Genomic DNA, 24798 nt, shown 5'->3' on the forward strand with positions numbered 1-24798 from the left:
AGATTGAGCCTTCGAACACGCTGACGCCGCGATGCGCGATCTCGAGCCACGTCTTTCAGGCGAAGGCCCGTTTTGCCTTGATGCTGTTCCCCTTGCGGCTGCCGATTGCGTGATCAAGTCATCGGCACATTTGCGAAATTCGGTAGCAAAATGCCACCGACCCACAAGGGCCGATCGCTTGGCGCCAGTAGCGGCTTTGCCCCGATCTAATACTGTCGTCGCCCTCCTTCGACATCGTGCAGCAACGCTGGCGGACGGTTCGCTGCAGGTCAGCGTCCAAGGCTGCCAGCGGCGGCGATGATCTCCGCCGCGGTCGGGAAGATGGAGAGGCTGTTCGGTCCGTCGAGCGCTTCGATTTGTGCCCAGCCGATGGTGCCGTTCGCATCAACCAGGAAGTGCCCGACGAGCTGGGTAGCGTGGCTCTCGAATATTGCATTATCGGCTTCATCAAGCTCGAAGCGGTCCTTGGCGTTGAGTACCGTGTTGGCTTCCATCGGGTGTAGCGGTTCTGGCAGCTCGCCTGTTGAGTTGATGCGTGCCGCTTGGAATTGTGCCATCGTTACGCGATATGGCCATTCGGGCTGCTCGCTGCTCCCATCGGGCAAGAACTCGGCATGCGGCACGCCGTAGGCGCGATGTGAGCGGCAGTCCGGGTCGCATAGAAGCATTACCGGCGTCGGCCGGTGGCGGAAATATAGCCGGGCGCGTTCCACCGGCGTGTTGATAACGGCCACGGTCTCCACCCCGGCGGCGCGCAGGGTTGGCTGCACGCTGGCGAGCTGTTCTACCTGACGCCGGCAGAACGGGCAGTGCAGCCCGCGAAAGAAGCCGATCAAGAACGGGCGACCGCGCAAGTCGGCGAGAGAGACCGTTCCCTCGAAGTTGGCCGAAGCTAGCGCGAACGCGGGCGCGGAATCTCCAGGCTGCAGCAGGCGCTTCTGGTCTCCCATGGAATAATTCCTTTTTCGTATTGTCCAGGTGAACGACCGAAATTCAACTGTATCACTTGTCGCAAGAAGGCCAAGCGCTCGATGTTTGAGACTACTGAGAGAGCGGTTCGACATGCCTTTCGCCGCTCCGACCGATGTTAAAGCTGCCCCCTGCTTCTTGCCTTCCTGGCCGGTAGAAAGTCCAACACTCCGCAAGAGGCAAAATCGAATGCGCCCGTGAGCGGTTATCAAATATTCCTGCCGACCTCATCGAAGGTTAAGCGAGCCTTATCAACATCGTCTTGATGCCCGAGCATCCACTCATAGAGTGCGTGGAACGGGGGCTGCAGCGATCGGCCAAGCGGCGTTATGTCGTACTCCACCGCGACCGGGGATACCGGAATGACCTTGCGCGTAATCAGGCCGTTGCGCTCAAGTCTGCGCAGGCTTTGCGTGAGGGCCTTTTGTGACACACCCTCGATTTGCCTCTTAAGCGCATTGAAGCGCATGGGGTTCGCTTCCAAGAGGCTCAGCACCATCATCGACCACTTGTCCGCAATCTCATCGAACAACTGACGAGCGCGGCAGTCGGCGTGAAAAATCTGGCATCGGGCCATCGGCAGTTTCCTTCAGTATACCTAGGAGAAACAAGGTGCGTTCTTGACGCTAGGTCTACAATATATACCTAGAGGCAGCAATGGCGCGGCACCGGCCGTCCATCGTCGGATTATTAAAACCGAGAAAGAGAGAGACATGCCAAACGTATTCATCCTCAACGGCCACCAAAAATATCCCTTCTCGGAGGGGGCGCTTAACAATGCTCTCACAGAGCGCGCTGAAAGCTTTTTCAAGCGTCAAGGGTTCGAGGTGAGAAAGACCATCACGGAAAATCCATACGACGTCCCGCGGGAAATCGAAAAGTTCAAGTGGGCCGACTATGTTTTCGTCCAAACCCCCTTGAACTGGATGGGTGTGCCTTGGTCCTTCAAGCGCTACATCGACGATGTCTGGACACTCGGCATGATGGGAGAGCTCTCCGACCACGATGGCCGTTCGAGCGCGGAACCGAAAAAGAACTACGGTCTCGGGGGCAAGATGAACGGCCACTACATGCTGTCTTTCACCGCAAACGCACCGAAGGAAGCGTTTAACAATCCGGAAGAAAAATTTCTCGACGGGCTCAGCGAAGACGACCTGCTGCTCCCGATGCATCTAAACTTTAAATGGAATGGCTATAAGCCGCTCCCGACCTTCATGGCCTACGACGTGATGAAAAACCCAGATGTCGAAAACGACTTCCTGCGGTTCGACGAACACCTGTCGACGCACTTCGGCTAGTGCTTACTCTCGGCGGAAAGGTCGACGCATTGGGATCCTCTGCGGATGGGAATTGGTTCGGGCCCGTACGTTTGATCGCCCCCACCAACGGCAAGCGCCGGCTTTGCCTAGCTGTGAAAATCGTCACACAATCGCGGAAAATGCCGCGTTAGAGTGAAATGAACAATGCGATAGCTGAATGACGCCATGGTTTTTCCTAAGGCTCTGGCAATCATTTCAGATTAGAATCGTCTGTTTAAAGGGGAAATTGTTCACAGCTATCCGGTCCTTTGTGCTCGGATAGCTGCAACTGGGATCAGACCGTGACGATCTATCTGCCGATCGCAGAACTGTCGGTGAATATCTTTATTATTCTCGGCATGGGCGCCGCCGTTGGGTTTCTCTCCGGCATGTTTGGTGTCGGCGGCGGCTTTCTGATCACGCCGCTTCTGATCTTCTACAACATTCCGCCCGTCGTCGCCGTCGCCACCGGCGCCAACCAGGTCGTCGCCTCGTCGATCTCGGGCGCCATCACGCATTTTCGCCGCGGCTCGCTGGATATGAAGCTCGGCACGGTGCTGTTGATCGGCGGCCTTACCGGCGCCACTGTCGGCATCTGGATCTTTTCGCTGCTCCGGCGCATCGGCCAGCTCGATCTCTTCATCTCGTTGCTTTACGTCGTCTTTCTCGGCACGATCGGCGGGTTGATGCTGTGGGAGAGCCTGAACGCGATGCGTCGTGCCGCCCGCAACGAGCCTGCGATGCCCCGCAGGCCCGGCCATCATAGCTGGGTGCACCGCCTGCCGCTGAAGATGCGCTTCAAGAAGTCGAAGATCTATCTGAGCGTCATCCCCGTGATCGGCCTCGGTTTCGGCATCGGCATCCTGACCTCGGTCATGGGCGTCGGCGGCGGCTTCATCATGGTGCCGGCGATGATCTATCTGCTGCGCATCCCGACCAATGTCGTGGTCGGCACCTCACTGTTCCAGATCATCTTCGTCACCGCCTACACGACCGTCGTGCAGGCCGCGACCAATTATTCCGTCGATATCGTGCTGGCCTTCCTGCTGATGGTGGCGGGCGTCGTCGGTGCGCAATACGGCGTGCGCGTCGGCCAGAAGCTGCGCGGCGAACAATTGCGCGCCTTGCTCGGCCTCCTCGTGCTTGCCGTCGGCCTTCGCCTGGCGATTGCTCTGGTGGTCACGCCGGCCGATATCTATTCCGTCGTGCTCGAAGGAGCGGGCCGATGAGACGTTTCGGCCCGATGTTCGCAGCCGCTCTCCTGCTTGCGCCATTGAGTGCAAAGGCGCAGGTGCTGCTGGACCAGCCGACGACCTCCACGACCGCGCGCGAGACGATGGAGATCGGCACTTCGACCAGCGAAATCGCCATCACCTCCGATTTCACCGGTGCCGACCTGACGATCTTCGGCGCGCTTTCCAACACCGACCAATTGCTGCTGGCGATCGGCCAATACGACATTGTCGTCGTGCTGGAGGGACCGCGCGAAAACGCCACGGTGCGCAAGAAGGAACGTGTCTTCGGCATCTGGGTCAATACCCGGTCGATGACCTTCGAGCATGTGCCGCAGGCCTATTCGCTGTCGAGCACGCGCGCCGTCGACAACATCACCGCGCCGCTCGAACTGAACGACCGCGGCATCGGCGTGGATCATATTCAGCTAACTCCAGTCGGTTTCGTCGGCAGCGGCGCGGATGTGCCGGAATTCCGCCAGGCCTTCCGGCGGCTGCAGGAGATCGGCGGCCTCTACGAAAGCGACCCGGCCGGCGTGCGCTTCGTCAGCTCCAGCCTGTTCAGGGCAACGCTGAGGTTGCCCGCGGACGTGCCGAACGGCGTGCATACCGTGCGCGCCTATCTCTTCAAGAGCGGCAAATTCCTGACCGATAAATCCCTGCCGCTGCGCGTTATCAAGACCGGCATCGAGCAAACAATCACCGATGCCGCCCATGAACGCCCCATCGCCTATGGCGCGTTTTCGGTGCTGCTGGCGCTGATTACGGGATGGACAGCGAGCTTCGTGTTCCGGAAGAGCTGATCAGGCGCTCCTCTTCCGCTCCACCACCTCCAGATAGGCTTCCGTCAGCCGGCCGAGCACCGACGGCGTTCCCGGCGGCAACACCTTGCCCAGGTGCTTTGCCCGCAGCTCGTCCATGAAATCCTCCCAGAGCTTCGGCCCGCCATCTTCCAGCAGTTCCGCGCGGATCGACAGTTCTTCCGAGACTGGCAGATGCTTGCGGCCCCAAGCCCCCATGTGGGCAAAGAGCGGCACGAGGTCGATCGCCATTTCGGTGAGGCTGTAGACGGCCTTCTGCTTGTGGGTCGGATCGTCGTCTCGGGTCAAAAGCCCACGCTCGACCAGCCGCTTCAATCGGTCCGCGAGGATGTTGGAGGCAATCCCCTCCTCCGAGTTCTGCAGCAGCTCGCGGAAATGCCGGCGATTGCCGAACATGATGTCCCTGATGATAATCAGACTCCAGCGATCACCCAGGATTTCCAGGGTGAGATTGATCGGGCAGCCGGAGCGATTGAGCGCGTCCATAAGGTTCTCCAAAAACTGCTTGCACTTTGCCACCAGTCGCGCTAATTTTCAACCGCTTGCTTTTAGCAACCAGTTTTGATTATGATACGGTTATCACCAAGGAGGAGACCGATGAGAAAGCTTGTTGTCTGGAATCTCATGACGCTTGACGGTTATTTCGAGGGAACGAAACCCTGGGACCTCGACTTCCATATGCTCGCCTGGGGCGACGAGTTGGAAAACTACGCGAAAGAGCTTGGCCAGGAAGGCGATCTGCTGATCTTCGGCCGCAAAACCTATGAAGGCATGGCCGCCTATTGGACGAGTGCGACGGAGACACCCGATATCGCCGCCTATATGAATGGCATCGCCAAGATCGCCGCCTCGCGGACGATGGACACGGCGGAGTGGAACAATACCCGCGTCGTTCGCGACATCGTCGCTGAAGTCAGGAAACTGAAGGAAGAGCCGGGCAAAACGATGTTCGTCTTCGGCAGCGCCGAAGTGACGGATACGCTTCTGAAAGCAGGACTGGTGAACGAAATCCGCATCTGCCTCGTCCCCGTTGTTCTCGGCCGCGGCAACCCGCATTTCAAGCCGGCGGCGGAACAGATTCCGATGAAGCTGCTCGAATCCACGCCGCTGAAGACCGGCGCGGTGATCCTGCGCTACGAGCCCGCGAAAGTGGCTTAGGCAGAGAGATTGCCGAAGCGTACCGAATAGATGCGGTCGCGGCCGAGCACATGGGCAATGAGGCTTTCCCGGTCAAACAGTCCGGTCATGGCCTTATGGCGCAGGTCCAGGCCTCCGGTCATGATGCCGAAGGCAGGCATCAGCAGGCGGGCGCCGTCGGTGGCGAAACACGGGCGGCGAACGGATCTGTCGCGACGGCGGACGGTAGCGGACGGATGCAGATGGCCGGCGATCTCGCCGGCCTGCTGGCCGCCCCTCGGTTCATGGCGGAAGGTCAATCCACCATAATGCATCTCATCGACGGAGCTACCGGGCAGATCGACCGTGCCATCCGGATCGTGATTGCCGTTGATCCATATCCATTCGCGGCCACGCGCCATATTGATGATCAGGCTGCGGAATTCTTCCGGCAGGTGTGCCGAGCCGACGCGGTCATGGAAATTGTCGCCGAGCGAGACGACGAGCTTTGGATCGTAGCGGGAAATGACGGCGGCAAGCACGGTCAGCGTCGCCAGCGTATCGTAAGGCGGCAACAGCATGCCGCGCCGCGCGAAGGCTGCTCCCTTTTCCAGATGCAGATCGGAAACAACGAGGATGCCGGCATCCGGCAGATAAAGAGCCCCGAGCGGATCGCAGACGGCGGCAACACCATGAACGGCGGTCTCGACGCCCGAGGCAGGCGTCAATCCGTTCCTGACTTGGCCGTTCATCTCTCGCGCAAGCGCCAGGCGGTTCATCAACTTGGTCTGCCTTCGTTGTTTGGCATGTTTTATTCCATGGCCTCGCGGATCAGATCGTCAGCCGCTTCCGCCAACACCACATCATGCGCCTCGCCCGGCACCGGCACCTTGCCGATTTCCAGCATCACCGGCACGGCGAGCGGCGAGATATGGTCCAGCGCCCGATGGGTGATGTGGCCCTTGATTCGCTTCAGCATATCCCCAAGACGGCCAATTTCCAAAAGTCCCGTGGCAGCGTCCTGCCTTGTCGCCTGCATCAGAATATGATCGGGCTCGTGGCTGCGCAGCACGTCATAGATCAGATCGGCCGATACCGTCATCTGCCGGCCGGTCTTTTCCTTGCCGGGGTGGCGGCGCTCGATCAAGCCGGCGATGATGGCGCAATTGCGGAAGGTGCGTTTCAGCAGGAAGGATTCATCGAGCCAGGCTTCTAGATCGTCGCCGAGCATGTCTTCATCGAAGAGATCGGAAAGGCTGAGATGGCCATTGGCGATCATCAGCCCCATGTCCTCCAGCGCCCAAATGCCGAGCGAATAATCCGTGGCGATGAAGCCCATCGGCTTTGCGCCGGCCCGCTCCAGCCGCCGCGTCAACAACATGCCGAGCGTCTGGTGCGCCAGCCGCCCTTCGAAGGGATAGGCGACCATGTAGGCGCGGCTGCCGCGCGGAAAGGTCTCGATCAGAAACTCGTCGCGCTTCGGCAGCAGCGACCTGTCCTTCTGCAGCTCCAGCCAGTCGCGCACCTGATCCGGCAAACGATGCCGGCGATCGGGATCGTCGAGCATCATGCGCACCTGATCGGCAAGGTAGGTCGACAGCGGAAACTTGCCGCCGGCATAGGATGGGATTTTCGGGTCCATGGAGAAGGTTTGCGAGGCCAGGCATTCATTCTCGCGGATACCCTCGAAACGCAGCACCTTGCCGGAGAAGAGGAAGGTATCGCCGGGCGAAAGCTGTTCGAGAAAATACTCCTCGACCTTGCCCAGCGGCGCGCCGCCGCGGCCGAGCGACCCCAGCGCATTGCGCTTCACCAGCCGAATGTTCAGCATTGCCTCTTCTACGATGGTGCCGAGGTTCAGACGATATTGCTGTGCCACCTGCGGATTGGAGACACGCCAGCGGCCCTCCGGTGTCTTGCGGATGCGGGCGTAGCGTTCGTAGGTTCGGAGCGCATAACCGCCGGTGGCGACGAAATCGACGATACGCTCGAACGTCTCCCAGGATAGGTCTGCATAGGGCGAAGCGCTGCGGATCTCGTCATAGAGCTCCAGCATGTCGAAGGGTTCGGCGCAGGCCATTCCGAGGATATGCTGAGCAAGGACGTCGAGCGCGCCGGCGCCGACCGGCGGCGTATCCTGCGCGCCGACATAATTGGCGTCGAGCGCCGCCTGGCATTCCATCACCTCGAAACGATTGGCCGGCACGAGGATCGCCTTCGACGGTTCGTCCATGCGGTGGTTGGCACGGCCGATGCGCTGGGCAAGGCGGGAAGCGCCTTTTGGCGCGCCGACATGGATGACGAGATCGACATCGCCCCAGTCGATGCCGAGATCGAGCGTTGAGGTGGCGACGACCGCGCGCAGCTTGTTGGCCGCCATGGCGGCTTCGACCCTCCGGCGCTGTCCGACATCGAGCGAACCATGATGCAGCGCGATCGGCAGATTGTCGTCATTGGCCGACCATAGCTCCTGAAACAGCATTTCCGCTTGCGAACGCGTGTTGACGAAGAGAAGCGTCGTCCGATGCTCTTTCAGCTCGCGATAGATATCGGGAATGGCGTATTTGGCGGAATGGCCGGACCACGGGATATGTTCATCGGTCTTAAGGATCGAAATGTCGGGCTTGGCGCCGCCGTCGACCATCACCAGGCCGGCGTGCCGTTCCATCCCCTCCTCTTGCGCCACCAGCCATTTTTGCAGGTCCATCGGCTCGGCAACCGTCGCTGACAAGCCGATGGTTTGCAGATCGGGCGCAAGCTTGCGGAGGCGCGCAAGACCGAGCGAGAGCATATGGCCGCGCTTCGACGTCACAAGGGAATGCAATTCGTCGAGGACGATGTATTTCAAATCCTTGAAGAAGCGTTCGGCTTCATGATTGGCGAGGAGCAACGCCATTTGCTCCGGCGTCGTCAGCAGAATGTCCGGCGGGTTGAGCTTCTGACGTTGCCGCTTGCCGCTGGGCGTATCGCCAGTGCGGTTTTCGACGGAAACCGGCAGGCCCATTTCCGTGACCGGTTTCATCAGATTGCGCTCGATATCGACAGCCAGCGCCTTCAGCGGCGAGATGTAGAGGGTGTGGATGCCGGTGAAGGCGGAGCCGGGCGGGATCTTGCCGCGCCTAGTCAGATCGGTGAGCGAAGGAAGAAACCCCGCCAACGTCTTGCCGGCTCCGGTCGGCGCGATCAGCAACGTGCTCTCCCCGGCTTCGGCGCGGGCCAACAATTCAAGCTGATGGGCACGCGGCTGCCATCCCTTTTCCGTAAACCAGCGGATGAAGGGGGCAGGAAGGGCAAGGCGGCGCTCGGAATCGATCTGGTCCACGGGGCAAATGTAGTCGAATTGCGGAGGATAGGAAGCAGGGGGGTGGTTGGGGGCGCTTTGTGTCATGGGTCTAACCCACACTCCGTCATTTTCACCTCCTCCCTTGACTCTTCACATAATCACGGATAAAAAATATCCATGATATAAAAAGGACGTACCGATGAAACTCGGCGAAGGCGTTGAGCAGGCCATACACAGCGTCGCGATGCTGGCGGGACTGTCTGAGGGCAGCGTGCTCTCGGCGGCGGCGATTGCCGAGTTTCATGGGGTGTCGGTGAGTTATCTCTTGAAGCATCTGCAGGCGCTCTCCGGCGCCGGCATTCTTGACACCGTGCCCGGGCCCAAGGGTGGCTATCGGCTGGCGCGTTTGCCGGCCAAAATCACCCTGCTCGATATCGTACTCGCCGTCGAAGGGCCGGCGCCTGCCTTTCGCTGTGCCGAAATCCGCCAGCGCGGGCCTAACCCGCTGTCTGGAAAATACTTCGCAAAGCCGTGCGGCATCAGCGCGGCGATGCTGGCAGCCGAGCGGGTGTACCGCGCCGAGCTCGCCAAGACCACCATTGCCGATATCCTCGCCGATGTCGCGGAGACCGACGATGGTGCCATCGCGGCAAGGGGCTGCGCCTTCCTTGCCGTCAATGAACGCAGAACCATCCGATAGATCCAGAACCCAAGGAGAAAACCATGCAACCGCGTTTCAACTTCGGCAAAGCCTCGCCCGAATCCTACAAAGCTGTCGTTGCGCTGGAAAATTTCGTCCAGACCTGCGGCCTCGAGCGCCGCTTCATCCACCTGATCAAGCTCCGCGCCTCGCAGATCAACGGCTGCGCCTATTGCGTCGACATGCATGTGAAGGAAGCCCGGCACGACGGCCTCAGCGAACAGTGGATCAACCTGATGTGCGTCTGGTGGGAATCGCCCGTTTACGACGACCGCGAACGCGCCCTGCTGCGCTGGGTCGATTCCGTCACCAAGATTGCTCAGACCGGCATACCGGATGCCGACTTCGAGCCGCTGAAGCAGCATTTCAGCGAAGAGGAGATCGTCAAGATCACCGTGGCGATCGGCACGATCAACATCTGGAACCGCCTTGCCGTCGGCTTCCGCTCGCAGCATCCGATCGATAAGGACGCGAAGGCGGCCTGACCACGACTCCAGAAACGAAAAAAGCGCGGGACCGAAATCCCGCGCTTTTTTGTTTTCCTCAGTCTCGGCGAACCGAGACCGATAACGATCAAGCAGCTTCGGAAGCGAAGCCAGCCGTCGGAACTTCCGAGATGGTCTTCAGAACCTGGGAAGCGATCTGGTAGGGGCACCCCTGAGAGTTCGGACGACGATCTTCGAGGTAGCCCTTGTAGTCGTTCTTGATGAAGGAGTGCGGAACGCGGATCGAAGCACCGCGGTCGGCAACGCCGTAGCTGAACTTGTTCCACGGAGCAGTTTCATGCTTGCCGGTCAGGCGCATGTGGTTGTCCGGGCCGTAGACCGCAATGTGGTCATGCAGGTTCTTGTCGAACTGAGCCATGAGCGCTTCGAAATAGGCCTTGCCGCCGACTTCGCGCATGAACTTGGTCGAGAAGTTGCAGTGCATGCCCGAACCGTTCCAGTCGGTGTCGCCGAGCGGCTTGCAATGGAACTCGATATCAATGCCGTACTTTTCGCAAAGACGCAGCAGCAGGTAGCGTGCCATCCAGATCTGGTCGGCGGCCTTCTTGGAGCCCTTGCCGAAAATCTGGAATTCCCACTGGCCCTTGGCCACTTCGGCGTTGATGCCTTCATGGTTGATGCCTGCTTCGAGGCAAAGGTCGAGGTGCTCTTCAACGATTTCGCGGGCGACATCGCCGACGTTCTTGTAGCCGACGCCGGTGTAGTAGGGCCCCTGCGGAGCCGGGTAGCCGGATTCCGGGAAGCCGAGCGGACGGCCGTCCTGGTAGAAGAAGTATTCCTGCTCGAAGCCGAACCAGGCGTCTTCGTCGTCGAGGATGGTGGCGCGGCTGTTGGACGGATGCGGCGTTACGCCGTCCGGCATCATGACTTCGCACATGACGAGGGCGCCGTTCGTACGGGCCGGATCCGGATAGATCGCTACGGGCTTCAGCACGCAATCGGAGCTGCGGCCTTCGGCCTGCATCGTCGACGAACCGTCGAAGCCCCAAAGCGGAAGCTCTTCAAGCTTCGGAAAATCAGCAAATTCCTTGATCTGCGTTTTACCGCGCAGGTTCGGTACCGGGGTGTACCCGTCGAGCCAGATATACTCGAGCTTAAACTTCGTCATTACGCACCTCATAAGGGTTTAACTACCCGAAGCAGAGAAAATTCGAAGGCGCCCGCCCGGAAATCTTCGCCACCTACGGCCGCCATGTGACATGCATTTGACATGCCAATTTGAGCGAGATGCGCTGCCGTTCGAAGAAAAATGCACAAATCGGAGTCAATTTTTGCCGATTTTCCATCGCCCCAGCTCGGATTCTCTCAAAATCGTGAGCAACTTGGCCGAAAGGTGCTGCCAACTTGTCGCAGTGCGGCAGATTCGAAGCAGCGCAACAATTAGGCGCCCGAAAACCACATTCCAACGCCACAAAACCTCAAAATTGCCTATAAATTCAACCTTTTGCATTTTTTTTGGGCACATCTCTCAAAAATGGCCTCCGACTCTGCTATATATAAGCTGTCTCTTGAAGCGCGCCCGCTGAACACCAAAAAGGGAGAGACATTGCAATGGCAACCAGCCCTCAACACGAAACGGCAAAGATTTTTCAGTTTCCCATCAAGACCCGAACCGTCCCGGCTGCCGGCCAACGCGATCAGGTGAACCTTGATCCCGATATCGGCCCGCGCATCGCGACGGCTGCTTTCGATAGCTGGTATCACGAAGCCGCCATTACGGAGTCCGACCAGACCCGCAAGCAATAGACGTTACCGCTCACCTATAGCGCGATATAGCGATCCGGCCATGGGCCGGTCAGGCGGATTTCTGGGTAACGAACAAAATGCCTTGCACCGGTTTTCCGGCATCCATGCGAATGATGCTGCGCGCGAGACTGAGGACAACAAAGCCACGAGCGGCCAATATCGTCCTGACATAGGCTTCCGAATGGGCGAAACGCAGGGAGTCGCGCAGAAGATAACCTTCCTCCTCTCCCGCATCCTCGACGGAAAAAGCAAACACGGCCCCGGAGACGGCTAGTTCCCCGACGATTGTCATGACGCTTTGAAGATTGCCGAGGTACATCAGCACGTCGGCGGCGGTAATCAAGTCGGCACGGGCCGGCGCGAGCCCGCCGTCGAAAACGCCGGACTGGGGCGGGGGCAGCGACAGATCGGCTTGTCCCAGGTGATCATAAATCCCCTTCTCCGCTGCCTTGGCGAGCATGCCTTTCGACAGATCGAACCCTTCCAGCCGATCGACCCGCGCGCGGATTTCCGGACCGAATAGGCCCGTGCCGCAGCCGAGATCGACGGCAAGACGGAAATGGCCGGGAATGCCGGCCGTATCGGCGACCAGAGCCGCGAGCTTCTGCGGGACGCTGTAGTCAAGTTTTTCGACCAGCGATGTCTCGAAGCGGTCGGCATAGTCGTCGAAGAGACGCTCGACATAGCGGCTCGGCGGCTGATCGGGCAGATCGGCCGCTCCCAGAACTGAAAGCTTCAGCCGGGCGCCGAAGACATCGCCGGCATCGAGGGCCAGAACCTTTGTCAGCGCCTCGATGGCACCCTCTGTATTTCCCGCTTTTTCGCGATAGGTCGCCAGGGTGAACCAGCCTGCGGCCCAGCCAGGCGTCAGTTCCAGCGCCTGCTCCATCAATTCGGCAGCGCTTGCCGGCTCACCGCTTTCGGCGAGCATCTTCGCATAGTCTGCGCGACGGTCGGCAATGACGTCGCCGGAGGAAAGCTCAGTCGGCAGCATGATCTCGGTCCTGTTTGATACCCGCCTTTGGACGCGGCCACAAAAAAACTCAAGTCCTATTTCAGGCAGACACATGTTTCAGGTAAGCACTGTTTCGGTGCGCACTGTTTCGGTACGCATCGGGCAAAAGCGCTTGCGAGTCGCAAGCCGCAGCCTTATCTCAAAACCGCTCGACAGGCATTATGGAGACAGCCGCATGTCCGATCAGGTGAACAGGTTCCTCGGCGACTCGCCCGGCCGTACACTCGTGAAGCTTATCATCGTGTCGCTGATCGTCGGTTTCGTGATGAAATTCTTCGGCTGGCGGCCGCTCGATTTCCTCTATGGTCTCCGGCGCTTCCTCCTCGATCTCTGGCATAGCGGCTTTGCTGCGCTCGGCGAGTTTGGCGATTACATGCTGCTCGGCGCCACCATTGTCATTCCGCTCTTCATCATCCTCCGCCTTTTCAATTACCGTCGCTGATATGATCCTCAAAATTCCGCTTTCTACGCGGCGCCCCGCGCTGTGTCTCACCGGCCTCGCGCTCGCTGCCGTCCTCGCGAGCTGCGCCACGCAGCCCACCCATGTTTCCAACACGCCGGCCAAAGACGAGACCGCTTCCGCGCTGCCGCTCGTCAACTCCCTGCGCGCCAAGAACGGGCTACCGCCACTGAAGATCGATCCAGCGGCCAGCACGGCGGCGATCTACCAGGCCAAACGGATGGCCGACGCCGGCAGGATGGAACATCTGATGGGTATCGGCGACAACTTCGGCACGCGCGTCAAGGCGAGCGGCGTCAAGTTGCCGGCGGCCGAAAACATTGCCGAGGGTCAGCGCGACGTGAACGCCGCGGTGACGGCCTGGATCAATTCGCCGAAGCATTTGCACAACATGCTCGGCAAATATAACGGTCTCGGCGTCGCCCTCGCCTACACCCCCTCTTCCAATGACAAGCCCTACTGGTCCATGGTGCTCTCTTCGAATTGAAGAGGGGCTGATTGGACATGGATCATCGAGAGCATAGCGCAAGGGTTCTGCCTTTCGACGTGACGCACCGGCTGGTGCTGTCCATCGCCGTTCCGATGACGCTCGGCTTCATGACGACACCGTTGCTGGGTCTTGCAGATACCGCCGTCGTCGGGCATCTCGGCCAACCGGATGCGCTGGCGGGGCTGGCGATCGGCGCGGTGCTCTTCGATCTCATCTTCGCAAGCTTCAACTTCCTGCGCTCTTCGACCACCGGCCTGACGGCGCAAGCCTATGGCCGTCACGACCGGCATGAGCAGCAGGCGGTGTTTTGGAGGGCGCTGCTCTCCGCGCTCGGATGCGGTCTGCTGCTCCTCCTAATGTCGCCCCTATTGCTCTGGCTCGGCATCAAGCTGATGGGGCCTGAAGGCGGTATCGCCGACGCGACACGCACCTATTTCTCGATCCGCATGCTGTCCGGCCCGGCCGCACTTGCGAACTACGCCATCCTCGGCTTCGTGCTCGGGCGGGGTCAGGGCCGCATCGGGCTTTTGCTGCAGACCTTGATTAACGGCGTCAACATCATCCTTGCCATCCTGCTCGGCCTATGGCTTGGCTGGGGTGTCGCGGGTGTCGCCTGGGGCACTTTGATTGGCGAGGCGGTCGGCGCGCTCACGGGCCTTGCCATCGTGCTGCGCAGCTTTGCCGGTAAAGCGCGGCCCGCCCGGGCCGAGCTTCTATCACGCGCCAAACTCACGCAGCTTTTTGCGCTCAACCGCGACATCCTCATCCGCACCTTCGTACTGATAGGCGCTTTCACGCTGATGACTCGTATCGGCAACACGTTTGGCGCGGTGACGCTTGCCGCAAACGCCGTGCTGATGAACTTCTTCCTGCTCTCCGGCTATTACCTCGACGGGCTGGCGAATGCCGCCGAGCAGATCACCGGCCGCTCGATCGGCGCCAACTATCGTCCGGCCTTCGAGCGCGGGCTGAAGTTGACCGGGCTTTGGTCCTTCGGGCTGGCACTTGCCGCCGCCGTGTTCTTCTTCGCCGTCGGCCCGGCGCTGATCCGCATGCTGACGACCTCGCAGGAAGTTCGGGCCGCTGCTGAAACCTACCTGCCCTGGGCCGCCGTCACCGGGCTCACCGGCGCGCTCGCTTTTCTGATGGACGGCGTCTTCATCGGCGCCACTTGGTCACGCGACATGCGTAACCGCATGCTGATGTCGTTTGCCGGCTACCTTTTGGCACTTGCGGTCTTCGTGCCGACGCTCGGCAATCACGGCCTATGGCTGGCCATGAACGCCTTCCTGCTGTTCCGCGGCATTTTCCTCGTCATGGGGCTGAAAAAGCGTGCCGATCAGACGTTTCGGCTGGCCCAATGATCGAGCCTGCTGTCGCGCAGCTCGCGGATTGAGCCGGCGCGCTCGCGGTCGAGCAGCTTCGACAGGCCGGTCACGATACGGCCCGGCAGGCCGGGGCCTTCATAGACCATGCAGGAATAGAGCTGCACGAGATCGGCACCGGCCTTGATCTTCTCCAATGCCGTCTCCGCCGATGAGACGCCGCCGACGCCGATGATCGGCAGGGCTGCACTGACGCGGCGACGCATCTTTGCGAGCACGACCGTCGATTTTTCGAAGAGCGGCCTGCCGGAGAGGCCGCCGGCTTCCTTTGCCTGGACCTGATCCCTCAAGCCGTCGCGCGAAAGCGTGGTGTTGGAGACGATCAGCCCGTCCAGCGCATGCGCCAAAACTTCGGCGGCGATGTCGTCCATTCCCTCTTCCGTCAGATCGGGTGCGATCTTCAGAAAGACCGGGATCTTTTTGCCTGCCTTTGCCGCCTCTTCGTCGCGGGCCGCAAGAACAGCCGACAGGAGCGCGGACAGGCTTTCGCGCGCCTGCAGGTCGCGCAGGCCCGGCGTGTTCGGCGACGAGATGTTGGCGGTGAAATAGCGCGCCACGGAATAAAAGCGGCGGATACCGGCGACGTAATCAGCGATGCGGTCGACGCTATCCTTGTTGGCGCCGATGTTGACGCCGATGATGCCCTTGCCGCGGATCGGCTGCAGGCGCCGGAACGCCGCCTCGTGGCCTTCATTGTTGAAGCCGAGGCGGTTGATGACACCTTCATCCTCGACCAGGCGGAAGATGCGTGGACGCGGATTGCCGGATTGCGGTTTCGGAGTCACCGTGCCGATCTCGGTAAAACCGAAGCCGAGCTTCAACAGAGCCTCCGGCACTTCGGCGTTTTTGTCATAGCCGGCAGCCATGCCGAGCGGATTGGCAAAATCCAGTCCGGCCACGGTCTGGCGCAGGCGCGGGTCGCTACCGGTCCGGCAGGCCGGAACAAGCCCGGATCTCAGCGCGGCGATCGACATTCCATGCGCTGTCTCCGGATCGAACATGAACAGACCGCGCCGGCCGAGATCACGGAAGGCGCCGATCATTCCGGCATCTCCGGAAAGACATGCGCGCCGTCGGGGCCGAGCAATAGAGGCTTTTCCCAGAGCACGGTCGAAAGCTGGAGCGGCGCGTAGAGATGCGGGAAAAGATCGCCGCCGCGCGAGGGCTCGAATACCAGCTTGTCACCGAGCGCGTCGCCGTCGATCGCCACCAGCAGCAGGCCCTCCTGGCCGGCAAAATACCGCGCAGCCGTTTCCTTTGCCTGCGTCGCCGTCGACAAATGGATGAAATTGTCGGTCAGATCGATCGACGCGCCATTAAAAACGCCGGTTTGTCTGGCTTGCTGCCAGAGCGTATCCGGCACGATCTTGTAAACCACTGGCATCGCGGTCATCATCCTTACATGACTTTTGTCCTTGATAGGGCTTTGCACGAAAACCGTTGCCGATGTCCACGGGGAAAAGTGCAGATGGATGCACAGTAAAGCAGAAAATCCGGAGGATGACATGACGAAGGAAACGATATCGGGCCTTGCGGCCCTCATCCTGCCTGCCGCTCTTCTTCTCGCGACGCCCGGCCATGCCGCGGAGCCGGACCCGGCGCGCTTCCAGCTCGAGCGCAGCGGCGATCATTTCGTCCGTCTGGACAAGCAGACGGGCGCCATGTCGATCTGCGATGATCAGAACGGCAATCTGGTCTGCCGCATGGCTGCCGATGAGCGCGCAGCCTATGAAAACGAACTCGACCGCCTCTCGGATCGCGTCTCGAAGCTGGAAAAGACAGTGGCCGCAAGCAGTGGATCGAACCTGCCGAGTGACGCCGAGATCGATCGAACCCTCGGCATCATGCAGAAATTCATGCGCGGCTTCATGGGGATGGCGAAAGAATTCCAGAAGGAGGCGCCCGACACCCAGGCGCAACCGCAAAAGACCTGAAGCCACTGGAATCAAAAGCGAAAGCAGGGGGATAAAGGACCTTATTCCTACGCTCCGCTTTACTCGTAAAAAAGCCTCGGTTAACCTTTCTTTTAGGGCCAAACGCCGGACAATCCGGCTTCCGAGTGCTGAACGGCGATGCTGTCACATGAGCAGATATGGAGTGCAATCGACAGGCTTGCCGAACGGCATGCCCTCACGGCATCAGGTCTTGCCCGGCGCGCTGGCCTCGACCCCACTTCGTTTAACAAGTCAAAGCGGTTGAGCCAGGATGGGCGCCTGCGCTGGCCGTCGACGGAATCGATCGCCAAGGTTCTGGACGCAACCGGGGCCAGCATCGAGCAGTTTCTCGGCTTCATGCGGCCGGCGGATGGCGCCAGCGGCACATTTGATCGCTCCTTCCCAATGCCGGCAAGCTCCATACCGCTACTCGGCTTCGCCCAAGCCGGTTCCGGCGGCTTTTTCGATGACGGCGGCTTTCCGGTTGGCCAGGGATGGGACATGGTGGAATTTCCGGTGCCGCCCGGGCAAAAGGGAGGCGTCTACGCGCTGGAAGTGCAGGGCGAGAGCATGCTGCCGCTCTATCGCGATGGCGACATACTGATCGTTGAGCCGGGCGCGCAGATCAGGCGCAATGATCGCGTCGTGGTCAAGACCCGCGAGGGCGAAGTCATGGCCAAGGTGCTACTGCGACAAACCGCGCGGTCGATCGAACTGCTGTCGCTCAACCCGGAACATCCGAATCGAAGCTTCGATCTTGCGGATGTCGAATGGATTGCACGGATCATTTGGGCCAGCCAATAGGAAAGTTTTCTTGTGATGCGTCGTGATATTTGGCTTGCAAGCGTCGTAGGCGTGGTCCTCGGTTCGTGGCTGACGCTGATTGCCGTGCAAGTCGAGGAGCATGGTTCTGGTTTATCGACCAAAGCCAAAGCGGAAAGCACACCTGCCGTGAGCACGCTCGCTCCGACGGAAATGGCAAAGGCCGCCGTCCCGGCAACAACCGCTTCGGCCCAGCAACCTGCCGATACGAGTGCCGTACAATCTGCCGCCATTGCCGCGGCGGCGGACAACAGCCATCAACCGCCTATAACTCCGACGTCGACACTGGAAGAGACGGCGAAAGCTCTTGTCGCCGACAGCGCGGCTCAAATTGACAAAGGCAGCTCCACCGCAGCCGTGCAGCCGGCAATTTTGCCGGAAAGCAGCGCGTCCACCGAGTTGGCGCAGCGAAAGACGACGCCGGCAAATTCGAACGAGACGCAACTGGCGCAGGCAACTCCGGCGGCCTCCGACCAGACCGATATAGGCCAGACACCGGCAAACCAGATGCCGGCCGATCAGGTGGACAGGGAGCGGGAGGCCGCGGCCCACCGGACCGTGCCCGCAGAACCGCCATCTCAGCAAGCGTCGCCCGACGGTGATCAAAAGCCCAGCGAGCAGGCAAAGCCGGTGGAACTGGTGCGGCCGTTTTCAGACCGCGCCGGCATACTGACCATTGGCGGCAAGAGCGTGCAGCTTCCCGGGATTATTCCCACCGATGTCGACCGGATGTGCACCGGGCCGAGCGGCAAGAACTGGCCCTGCGGGGCGGCGGCGCGCACCGCCTTCCGCATGTATCTGCGTGGCCGCACCGTCGACTGCGACCTACCGAGCCCAACCTGGCAGGGTACGGTGATCGGCGCTTGCCGATATGTTCGCGTCGATCTCAGCGAATGGCTGGTGCGGTTCGGCTGGGCCGAGCCGGAGGCCGGATCGCCGCTGGTCGCCCTTGCCGAACAGGCAAAGCAGCAGAAGCGCGGCATCTACGGCGACGATCCGCGCGTCGGCGGAAAATCAACGCTCGGGCCGGCGCCTGCCAAGGAAAACCCGCTTAATCCAATCTGACATCACAATCTGACGCCGCGCTTCCGACACGAGCCCTTGTCATGAGAGGCGCGACTTTCTAGTCTGCTGGCAAATTGAAGGATTTTGATCTGCCATGAACAAGCCGCTCTCCGCCCACGAAGCCCTGATATACGTCATGGTGATAGCATCCGCCGTCGATCGGACGATGAACGACAAGGAATTGGGGCGGATCGGCGAGCTGATCCACGCGCTCCCGGTTTTTGACGGTTTCGATGACGAGCGGCTGATCTCCGTGTCGCGCGATTGCGCCAAGCTTCTCGCAGGCAGCGAAGGGCTCGATATCGTGCTGGAGACGGTGCGCGACACCCTGCCGGCGCGGCTCTACGACACTGCCTACGCGCTTGCCGTAGAGGTCGCTTCCGCCGATTTCTCGGTCAAGGCGGAGGAGCTGCGCCTGCTCAGCTTGCTGCGCGACCGTCTTGGTCTCGACAAGCTCACCTGCGCCGCCATTGAGCGCAGCGCCATTGCCCGCTACCGCAAGGGCTGAGAAGCGTCCTCAATAGAGGCCGTAGGGAAAATAGCGCAGGTAGATTTCCTGGAGCCGGCCATCGCGTGACAATGTTGCCAGCGCATGGTTGATCGCGGCCGTTATATCGGCGTCCTGCTGGCGCAACATGATGGTCATGCCCTCGCCAAGGAATTGCTGCGAGAGATAGGGTCCGTCGAACAGCGCGCAGCATTTTTCGGCCGATGACGACGATACCCAGAAGGATAGTTGCAACCCATCGGCAAAGGCGGCGTCCACCTTGCCGTCCTTCACTGCCGCCAGGAGCGCGTCCTTGTCGTCGAAGGGCACCTGCTTGATGGCGGGGAAAAAGGCGGCGAGCATCGCCTCATGCGCCGTGCCCTTGACCACACCTACCGGATGACCGGTAAGGGCGGCGGCCGTCGTGCCGTCGATCGACGCTTTGAGATTGCGCACGAAACGGGCAGGCAACATCAGAAAGGGACGCGAAAAGGCAAAGCTCTTGCGCAGCTCGGACGTCACCGCGACGCCGGCGATCACCGCATCCCCTTGCGAGGCAGCAAGCGCACTCTGCAATTCATCGAAGGGCAGCGCCTGGATCTGACATTTGTCCGATATGCCGAGCTCGTCGCAGATCTCGCGGGCAAGATCGACATGAAAGCCGGCGAGCTTTCCATTCTGATCGGCGAAATTGAAGGGCGGGAAGTCGACGGAGGTCAGGAAACGCAGCCTGACCAGCGACGAAAGGTCCGGCTTCGGCAGCCGCTCGCGCGAATCGAATAAGATCGGCAGGCCGGACGGCGGCGCCTCTTGGGCCGCCAGAGGCATGGTGCAGGACGCGGGGATCAGCGCCGCGCATACCAAAAGCCTTGCCAAGGATCCCAACGCCGAAGGGCAAACACGCATGATGATGATCCAGCCTCCGGTCGGTTCGCGGTTTCCGATTTCGAAACCGGTGTAACAGAGTCGTGCCGAAGGGAGAATATCCCGCCCTGTCCGTCGGTCGCGACGATCCCTTCAGGCAAAGCCGCCGACGCAATCGCATCGCAGTATTGCGATGCTTGGAAAAGCGTGGATACACCGCAGAATCCAGCCTTGAAGATATCTGCGTTAGCGGTCGATTAAGCTCTATCGATTCTATTTGGCACCGACGACGTCGGCTCCGGAAGCCGATTGCATGACGCAGGTCGTCCGAACCTTGCTTGCCAAGGTATCTCATAAAATTCGGCTTCACTTGCGTGCACCAGGCAGCAAGCGCGATGTCCTTCGTTTCTCCAGGGAAAGCGGATCATTGCGCGCTACCCTCCGGTGCGGCGCGATATCCCTCGGACGGATCGTCATGTTCAGGAACCTGAAAATCAAAACCAAGATGCTCGCCGTGATCCTGTTTTTCGGGATCATCTCCTTCGCCGGCCTGCTCTTCATCGTCAGCGAATTCCGCAAGGCGGATCAGGTCTACAGCGCCTTCCTCGACAACGAGGCGGTTGCGGCGACCCAAGGCACGCGCTCCAGCACTTCCGTTCTGGCCTCCGTGCTGCAGGCAAGCATGATGCTGAATTTCGACCCCGACAGCGACGCCTTCAAGACGGTTGCCGCCAGCAAAAGCCGCTTTGGCGAGGCCAAGGACCGATTGAAGCAGGCCGAAAGTCAGGTTCCTGCCCAAAAAGCACAGATGGATCAGATCCTCGCCGGCATAGACGAGCTGGAAGCGCTGACGAACAAGGTGATCGACCAGCGCAAGAGCGGCGACGTCAAGGGCGCGAATGCGAATATGGCCGCCATCAGCGACAAGCTGACCGCGCTCGTCGCCAAGATGCAGGCCAATAACAATGAGTTGACCGACCGGATGAATGATGGCGGCGATGCCGTGTCCGCCCACGTCAATACCACGATCAACTACACGCTCGGCATTCTCGGCACTCTGACGCTTCTGGCCATGATCCTCGGCGTCTATGTCGCTCAGACTGGCATTGCGACGCCACTGACGCGCCTGCATCGCCGCATGGTGACGCTTGCCAGCGGTGATACGGCAAGCGAGATCGAAGGTCTCGACCGTCGCGACGAAATCGGTCAAATGGCCTCGGCAGTTTCCGTTTTCCGCGACAACGCCATCGAACGCGCCCGGCTGGAAGCGCAAGCCGAAGTCGACCGTAATCTCAGCGACAGCGAGCACGCCGAACGTGAAGCGCGGCAGGCGACCGAAGCCGCGCATCTGCAGCAGGCAGTGCAGGCGCTCGGCGACGGTCTGAAGCGCTTAGCGCAAGGTGATCTCGTCACCCACATCAACACGCAGTTCGTCGCCCATCTCGATCAGCTACGGCAGGATTTCAACCATTCGCTCATCAAGCTGAACGAGGCCATGCAGGCGGTGGGTGCCAATGCACGCGCCATCAACGCCGGCGCCAATGAAATCCGCGGCTCCGCCGACGAGCTTTCCAAGCGCACGGAACAACAGGCCGCCGCCGTCGAAGAAACGGCGGCCGCCCTCGAGCAGATCACCACTACCGTCAAGGACGCCGCCAAGCGGGCGGAGGAAGCAAGCCAGCTTGTCGCCCACACCCGCTCCGGCGCCGAACGGTCCGGCGAGATCGTCCGCAACGCCGTCAGCGCCATGCAGCAGATCGAGAAATCCTCGTCTGAGATCGGCAACATCATCGGCGTGATCGACGACATTGCCTTCCAGACCAATCTTCTCGCTCTGAACGCCGGCGTCGAAGCCGCTCGCGCCGGTGAAGCCGGCAAGGGCTTTGCGGTCGTCGCCCAGGAAGTGCGCGAACTGGCGCAGCGCTCGGCCAATGCCGCCAAGGAGATCAAATCGCTGATCACCGCATCCAGCACGCATGTGCAGACCGGCGTCAATCTCGTCGACGAGACCGGCAAGGCGCTCGACGTCATCGTCTCGGAAGTGCAGGAGATCAACCGGCATGTGCACGCGATCGCAGAGGCCTCGCGCGAACAATCGGCCGGCCTGCAGGAGATCAACACCGCCGTCAACGCCATGGATCACGGCACGCAGCAGAACGCCGCCATGGTTGAGGAAAGCACCGCCGCCAGCCATAGCCTGGCAACAGAAGCCGCCTCGCTGACGGCCCTGCTCGGCCAGTTCCGCATGACCGGAACCGAAGGCAACTATGTTGCTGCCGCGGCCCCCTCGAACCACGCGCCGCGCGCCGTCACCCGCCCCGCACCGCGGCCGGCGGTTGCTCCGGTTCGCGCCGTCGAGGGGACGAAGGCACGCCCGGCACCCTCCCCTGCCCGCGCGCTCGGCCAAAAACTGATGAGCGCCTTCGGCGGCAGCAGCCAGACAGTGGCGGCTCCCACGAAGGACGCGGATTGGACGGAGTTCTGAGCCCGCAACGCTGCTTGACGCAATAACGCGACACGAAAACAGGCGGGATGCTTCATCGCATCCCGCCTGTTTGTTTGAGGGAGCCTATCGGTCCGCTTTTCTTTTGGAGAGAGAAAACCGTTCGAAATCCGCGTGTCTGACGCTGTCGGCTTCGCCCCGGCGCCTGATCAGCTTCGCGGGAGCGCCGACATAGACGCCATAGGGTATGGTTCTGCCCTTGACGACGGAATTGGCGCCGATGACGCAACCTTTGGATATATAAGAACCGCCGAGAATTTTCGCCCCGGCGCCGATCCAGACATCGTCTTCGATGACGACGGGCTTCTTGGTGACGCCCTGCATGCGAATGGGCTGTGTGGGATCATCGAAATTGTGGTCGAACGACACCACCATGGCGTGGGCGGCGATCCGCACGTCGTTGCCGATCGTGATGCCGCCGCGTCCCAGCAGAATTGTATAGTCGTTGAGGGAGACATTCCGGCCGATATCGATGCTGCCGCGTTGGGCATCGATAACGATCCCCCTGCGCAGAAAGGCCTTTGGCCCGATGCTGACGCTGCCATCCTTCCAGATGATCGTCGCGCTGCGCGGCACTTTCGTGCGGCGGGAAATCCTCAATGCACCGCGCGCGAAGATCGCCCTCAATCTGTAAAGCAGCGCAACATTGAGCATCGGCATCCCTTCCAGTCGAGGGATGTTTTTTGGCAGGAATATCTGGCATTAACCTGAATGAAGATGGGTATTGTTGTGGCGATGACGCCGGCGCCAGCCGTCGTCGAAAATCAGGCTTGTGCGCCCATCGCGTTCGGACCGGACAGGCAAGTGCGTAGGCGCTCGGTAAGGCCGTCTATAAATAGCTGTTTATGAAGGAAGAACTGGAGCGGGTGAAGGGAATCGAACCCTCGTATTCAGCTTGGGAAGCTGCTGCTCTACCATTGAGCTACACCCGCCTGACATTCAGAGATGTCCAACAGTTGGCGGCCTCTGTCAAGGCCGCCAAATAGGCGATCACAGCCGGAAGTGCTTCGACAGCTTGAGGCCCTGCGCCTGATAGTTGGAACCGAGGCCGGAGCCGTAGAGGCTGGAGGGCTGTTCCAGCATGTGCTCGTAGACCAGACGGCCGACGATCTGGCTGTCTTCGAGGATGAAGGGGACTTCGTGGCTGCGCACTTCCAGCACGGCGCGGCTGCCGCGACCGCCAGCGGGGGCGTGGCCGAAGCCGGGGTCGAAAAAGCCAGCGTAATGAACGCGGAATTCGCCGACCAAGGGATCGAAGGGCGTCATTTCGGCGGCATAATGCGGTGGCACATGGACCGCCTCACGCGAGACGAGGATATAGAACTCGTCCGGATCGAGGATCAGTTCGGTGCGGCCGCGGCTATAGAGCGGCTCCCAGAAATCGAAAATATCGTGCTGCGCCTTCTTGTCGACATCGACGACCGCGGTGTGGTGCTTGCCGCGATAACCGATCAGGCCTTCCTTGTCGCCGGCCAGATCGATCGAGAGCGCTATGCCGCCGCCGGTGACGTTCGGCTTCTTGCTGGCGACCAGCGTCTCGCTCTCGTGCAGCGCCAGCAATTCCGGCTCGGAGAGCATGGCCTGGCCGACGCGGAAGCGGATCTGCGACAGGCGCGAGCCGCGACGAACGACGATCGGGAAGGTGCGCGGGCTGATTTCGAGATAAAGAGGGCCGGAATAGCCGGCCGGGATCTTGTCGAACTCCTGCGCGCGGTCGGTGATGACGCGGGTGAAGATGTCGAGACGGCCGGTCGAGCTTTTCGGATTGGCGGAGGCGGACATGTCGGCCGGCAGGTCGAGCCGCTCCATCAGCGGCACGATGTAGACACAGCCGGTTTCCAATACCGCGCCTTCCGAGAGATCGACGACATGCAGCTTCAGCCGGTCGAGCTTGTCGGCGACAAGATGCGACGGGCCAGGCATGAAGCTGGCGCGGACACGGAAAGCATGGGCACTGAGCCTCAGGTCAAGGCTCGCCGGCTGGATCTGATCGACATCCAGTTCCTTTTCGCTCGTCAGCCGCCCCGCTTCGAAGAGCGCCGCAATTGCGCGATCGGCCAAAATTCCAGTAGTGCGAGCCATCATGCCTCTTCCATAATTTG

The 24798-nt window shown here is 60.7% G+C and carries 27 protein-coding genes and 1 tRNA gene; 15 read left to right on the forward strand and 13 right to left on the reverse strand.

Going from position 1 to position 24798, the window contains the following annotated elements:
• Positions 1-269: 269 nt before the first annotated feature.
• Together ACXHXG_RS04460 and ACXHXG_RS04465 are read right to left on the reverse strand one after the other, a co-directional pair.
• The gene (locus ACXHXG_RS04460) at positions 270-950 is read right to left on the reverse strand and encodes a redoxin domain-containing protein (protein ID WP_104821950.1); all 681 of its coding nucleotides are present in this window, start codon (positions 948-950) and stop codon (positions 270-272) included.
• Between the two features lie 227 nt (positions 951-1177).
• A complete protein-coding gene (locus ACXHXG_RS04465; protein ID WP_285168940.1) occupies positions 1178-1546 on the reverse strand; it encodes a winged helix-turn-helix transcriptional regulator in 369 nt (122 codons plus the stop codon).
• Positions 1547-1682: 136 nt separating this feature from the next.
• Here ACXHXG_RS04465 and ACXHXG_RS04470 point away from each other — a divergent pair, with 136 nt between their 5' ends.
• From ACXHXG_RS04470 to ACXHXG_RS04480, 3 genes are all read left to right on the forward strand, one after another.
• Positions 1683-2267, forward strand: a complete 585-nt coding sequence (locus tag ACXHXG_RS04470) for an NAD(P)H-dependent oxidoreductase (protein WP_457898585.1) — start codon at positions 1683-1685, stop codon at positions 2265-2267.
• Positions 2268-2569: 302 nt separating this feature from the next.
• Positions 2570-3496 carry a sulfite exporter TauE/SafE family protein gene (locus ACXHXG_RS04475; RefSeq protein WP_104824977.1) on the forward strand — a complete coding sequence of 309 codons (927 nt, stop codon included), beginning with the start codon at positions 2570-2572 and terminating at the stop codon, positions 3494-3496.
• Entirely contained in the window at positions 3493-4302 is an 810-nt protein-coding gene (locus ACXHXG_RS04480; RefSeq protein ID WP_457898586.1) for a TIGR02186 family protein, read from the forward strand. The genes ACXHXG_RS04475 and ACXHXG_RS04480 overlap by 4 nt, the downstream gene beginning before the upstream one ends.
• On the opposite strand, the gene ACXHXG_RS04485 is transcribed toward ACXHXG_RS04480, so the two are convergent.
• Positions 4303-4806 (reverse strand): winged helix-turn-helix transcriptional regulator, encoded by a 504-nt coding sequence (locus ACXHXG_RS04485; RefSeq protein ID WP_283057046.1) that lies wholly within the window; start codon positions 4804-4806, stop codon positions 4303-4305. It abuts the gene before it with no gap.
• Positions 4807-4917: 111 nt separating this feature from the next.
• On the opposite strand from ACXHXG_RS04485, the gene ACXHXG_RS04490 reads away from it, so the two are divergent.
• On the forward strand, positions 4918-5478 hold the full coding sequence (locus ACXHXG_RS04490) for a dihydrofolate reductase family protein (RefSeq protein ID WP_104821947.1): 561 nt from the start codon (positions 4918-4920) through the stop codon (positions 5476-5478).
• On the opposite strand, the gene pdeM is transcribed toward ACXHXG_RS04490, so the two are convergent.
• On the reverse strand, positions 5475-6215 hold the full coding sequence (pdeM, locus tag ACXHXG_RS04495) for a ligase-associated DNA damage response endonuclease PdeM (protein ID WP_104821946.1): 741 nt from the start codon (positions 6213-6215) through the stop codon (positions 5475-5477). The two genes, ACXHXG_RS04490 and pdeM, sit on opposite strands and share 4 nt — an antisense overlap.
• 32 nt (positions 6216-6247) lie before the next feature.
• A complete protein-coding gene (locus ACXHXG_RS04500) occupies positions 6248-8758 on the reverse strand; it encodes a ligase-associated DNA damage response DEXH box helicase (protein ID WP_457898820.1) in 2511 nt (836 codons plus the stop codon).
• A 160-nt stretch (positions 8759-8918) separates the two neighbouring features.
• Here ACXHXG_RS04500 and ACXHXG_RS04505 point away from each other — a divergent pair, with 160 nt between their 5' ends.
• Positions 8919-9419 carry an RrF2 family transcriptional regulator gene (locus tag ACXHXG_RS04505; RefSeq protein ID WP_457898587.1) on the forward strand — a complete coding sequence of 167 codons (501 nt, stop codon included), beginning with the start codon at positions 8919-8921 and terminating at the stop codon, positions 9417-9419.
• Positions 9420-9442: 23 nt separating this feature from the next.
• A complete protein-coding gene (locus ACXHXG_RS04510) occupies positions 9443-9904 on the forward strand; it encodes a carboxymuconolactone decarboxylase family protein (protein ID WP_104821944.1) in 462 nt (153 codons plus the stop codon).
• A gap of 88 nt (positions 9905-9992) precedes the next feature.
• On the opposite strand, the gene ACXHXG_RS04515 is transcribed toward ACXHXG_RS04510, so the two are convergent.
• Positions 9993-11033: a glutamine synthetase beta-grasp domain-containing protein gene (locus ACXHXG_RS04515; protein WP_104821943.1), complete on the reverse strand. Its 1041-nt coding sequence runs from the start codon at positions 11031-11033 to the stop codon at positions 9993-9995.
• Between the two features lie 443 nt (positions 11034-11476).
• On the opposite strand from ACXHXG_RS04515, the gene ACXHXG_RS04520 reads away from it, so the two are divergent.
• The gene (locus tag ACXHXG_RS04520; RefSeq protein WP_104821941.1) at positions 11477-11671 is read left to right on the forward strand and encodes a DUF2735 domain-containing protein; all 195 of its coding nucleotides are present in this window, start codon (positions 11477-11479) and stop codon (positions 11669-11671) included.
• A gap of 49 nt (positions 11672-11720) precedes the next feature.
• Here ACXHXG_RS04520 and ACXHXG_RS04525 read toward each other — a convergent pair whose 3' ends face one another.
• Positions 11721-12665 (reverse strand): class I SAM-dependent methyltransferase, encoded by a 945-nt coding sequence (locus ACXHXG_RS04525; RefSeq protein WP_457898588.1) that lies wholly within the window; start codon positions 12663-12665, stop codon positions 11721-11723.
• A 196-nt stretch (positions 12666-12861) separates the two neighbouring features.
• On the opposite strand from ACXHXG_RS04525, the gene ACXHXG_RS04530 reads away from it, so the two are divergent.
• Genes ACXHXG_RS04530 through ACXHXG_RS04540 form a run of 3 tightly spaced genes read left to right on the forward strand, consistent with a single transcriptional unit; the run spans position 12862 to position 15000 of the window.
• Positions 12862-13128: a DUF6460 domain-containing protein gene (locus tag ACXHXG_RS04530; protein ID WP_285168943.1), complete on the forward strand. Its 267-nt coding sequence runs from the start codon at positions 12862-12864 to the stop codon at positions 13126-13128.
• A gap of 4 nt (positions 13129-13132) precedes the next feature.
• The gene (locus tag ACXHXG_RS04535) at positions 13133-13633 is read left to right on the forward strand and encodes a CAP domain-containing protein (RefSeq protein ID WP_457898821.1); all 501 of its coding nucleotides are present in this window, start codon (positions 13133-13135) and stop codon (positions 13631-13633) included.
• Positions 13634-13650: 17 nt separating this feature from the next.
• The gene (locus tag ACXHXG_RS04540; RefSeq protein ID WP_285168944.1) at positions 13651-15000 is read left to right on the forward strand and encodes an MATE family efflux transporter; all 1350 of its coding nucleotides are present in this window, start codon (positions 13651-13653) and stop codon (positions 14998-15000) included.
• Here ACXHXG_RS04540 and ACXHXG_RS04545 read toward each other — a convergent pair.
• Positions 14976-16064: a quinone-dependent dihydroorotate dehydrogenase gene (locus ACXHXG_RS04545; protein WP_457898589.1), complete on the reverse strand. Its 1089-nt coding sequence runs from the start codon at positions 16062-16064 to the stop codon at positions 14976-14978. The two genes, ACXHXG_RS04540 and ACXHXG_RS04545, sit on opposite strands and share 25 nt — an antisense overlap.
• Complete coding sequence (locus ACXHXG_RS04550; RefSeq protein WP_104821935.1) at positions 16061-16417, reverse strand: DUF952 domain-containing protein; 357 nt, start codon at positions 16415-16417, stop codon at positions 16061-16063. Before ACXHXG_RS04550 ends, ACXHXG_RS04545 begins: the two co-directional genes overlap by 4 nt.
• A gap of 109 nt (positions 16418-16526) precedes the next feature.
• Here ACXHXG_RS04550 and ACXHXG_RS04555 point away from each other — a divergent pair, with 109 nt between their 5' ends.
• The 4 genes from ACXHXG_RS04555 to ACXHXG_RS04570 all read left to right on the forward strand — a co-directional run bounded on the left by ACXHXG_RS04555 (position 16527) and on the right by ACXHXG_RS04570 (position 19350).
• Positions 16527-16955 carry a hypothetical protein gene (locus ACXHXG_RS04555; RefSeq protein WP_104824975.1) on the forward strand — a complete coding sequence of 143 codons (429 nt, stop codon included), beginning with the start codon at positions 16527-16529 and terminating at the stop codon, positions 16953-16955.
• A 138-nt stretch (positions 16956-17093) separates the two neighbouring features.
• Entirely contained in the window at positions 17094-17759 is a 666-nt protein-coding gene (locus tag ACXHXG_RS04560) for a S24 family peptidase (protein ID WP_285168947.1), read from the forward strand.
• 15 nt (positions 17760-17774) lie between these two features.
• Positions 17775-18842: a thermonuclease family protein gene (locus ACXHXG_RS04565; RefSeq protein ID WP_457898590.1), complete on the forward strand. Its 1068-nt coding sequence runs from the start codon at positions 17775-17777 to the stop codon at positions 18840-18842.
• A 94-nt stretch (positions 18843-18936) separates the two neighbouring features.
• The gene (locus tag ACXHXG_RS04570; protein ID WP_104821932.1) at positions 18937-19350 is read left to right on the forward strand and encodes a tellurite resistance TerB family protein; all 414 of its coding nucleotides are present in this window, start codon (positions 18937-18939) and stop codon (positions 19348-19350) included.
• Positions 19351-19359: 9 nt separating this feature from the next.
• Here the strand turns inward: ACXHXG_RS04570 and ACXHXG_RS04575 are convergent, their stop codons facing one another.
• The gene (locus ACXHXG_RS04575) at positions 19360-20157 is read right to left on the reverse strand and encodes a transporter substrate-binding domain-containing protein (RefSeq protein ID WP_457898822.1); all 798 of its coding nucleotides are present in this window, start codon (positions 20155-20157) and stop codon (positions 19360-19362) included.
• Positions 20158-20668: 511 nt separating this feature from the next.
• Between ACXHXG_RS04575 and ACXHXG_RS04580 the strand changes: the two genes are divergently transcribed.
• Positions 20669-22678, forward strand: coding sequence for a methyl-accepting chemotaxis protein (locus ACXHXG_RS04580; protein ID WP_457898591.1), 2010 nt, complete (start codon positions 20669-20671; stop codon positions 22676-22678).
• A gap of 84 nt (positions 22679-22762) precedes the next feature.
• On the opposite strand, the gene ACXHXG_RS04585 is transcribed toward ACXHXG_RS04580, so the two are convergent.
• The 3 genes from ACXHXG_RS04585 to ACXHXG_RS04595 all read right to left on the reverse strand — a co-directional run bounded on the left by ACXHXG_RS04585 (position 22763) and on the right by ACXHXG_RS04595 (position 24781).
• Complete coding sequence (locus tag ACXHXG_RS04585) at positions 22763-23350, reverse strand: acyltransferase (RefSeq protein ID WP_283049013.1); 588 nt, start codon at positions 23348-23350, stop codon at positions 22763-22765.
• A 204-nt stretch (positions 23351-23554) separates the two neighbouring features.
• Positions 23555-23628: transfer RNA gene (locus tag ACXHXG_RS04590), tRNA-Gly, on the reverse strand.
• Between the two features lie 58 nt (positions 23629-23686).
• Entirely contained in the window at positions 23687-24781 is a 1095-nt protein-coding gene (locus tag ACXHXG_RS04595) for a 2'-deoxycytidine 5'-triphosphate deaminase (RefSeq protein WP_199773514.1), read from the reverse strand.
• Positions 24782-24798: the final 17 nt, after the last annotated feature.

This window comes from Rhizobium sp. LEGMi-198b (assembly GCF_054114205.1).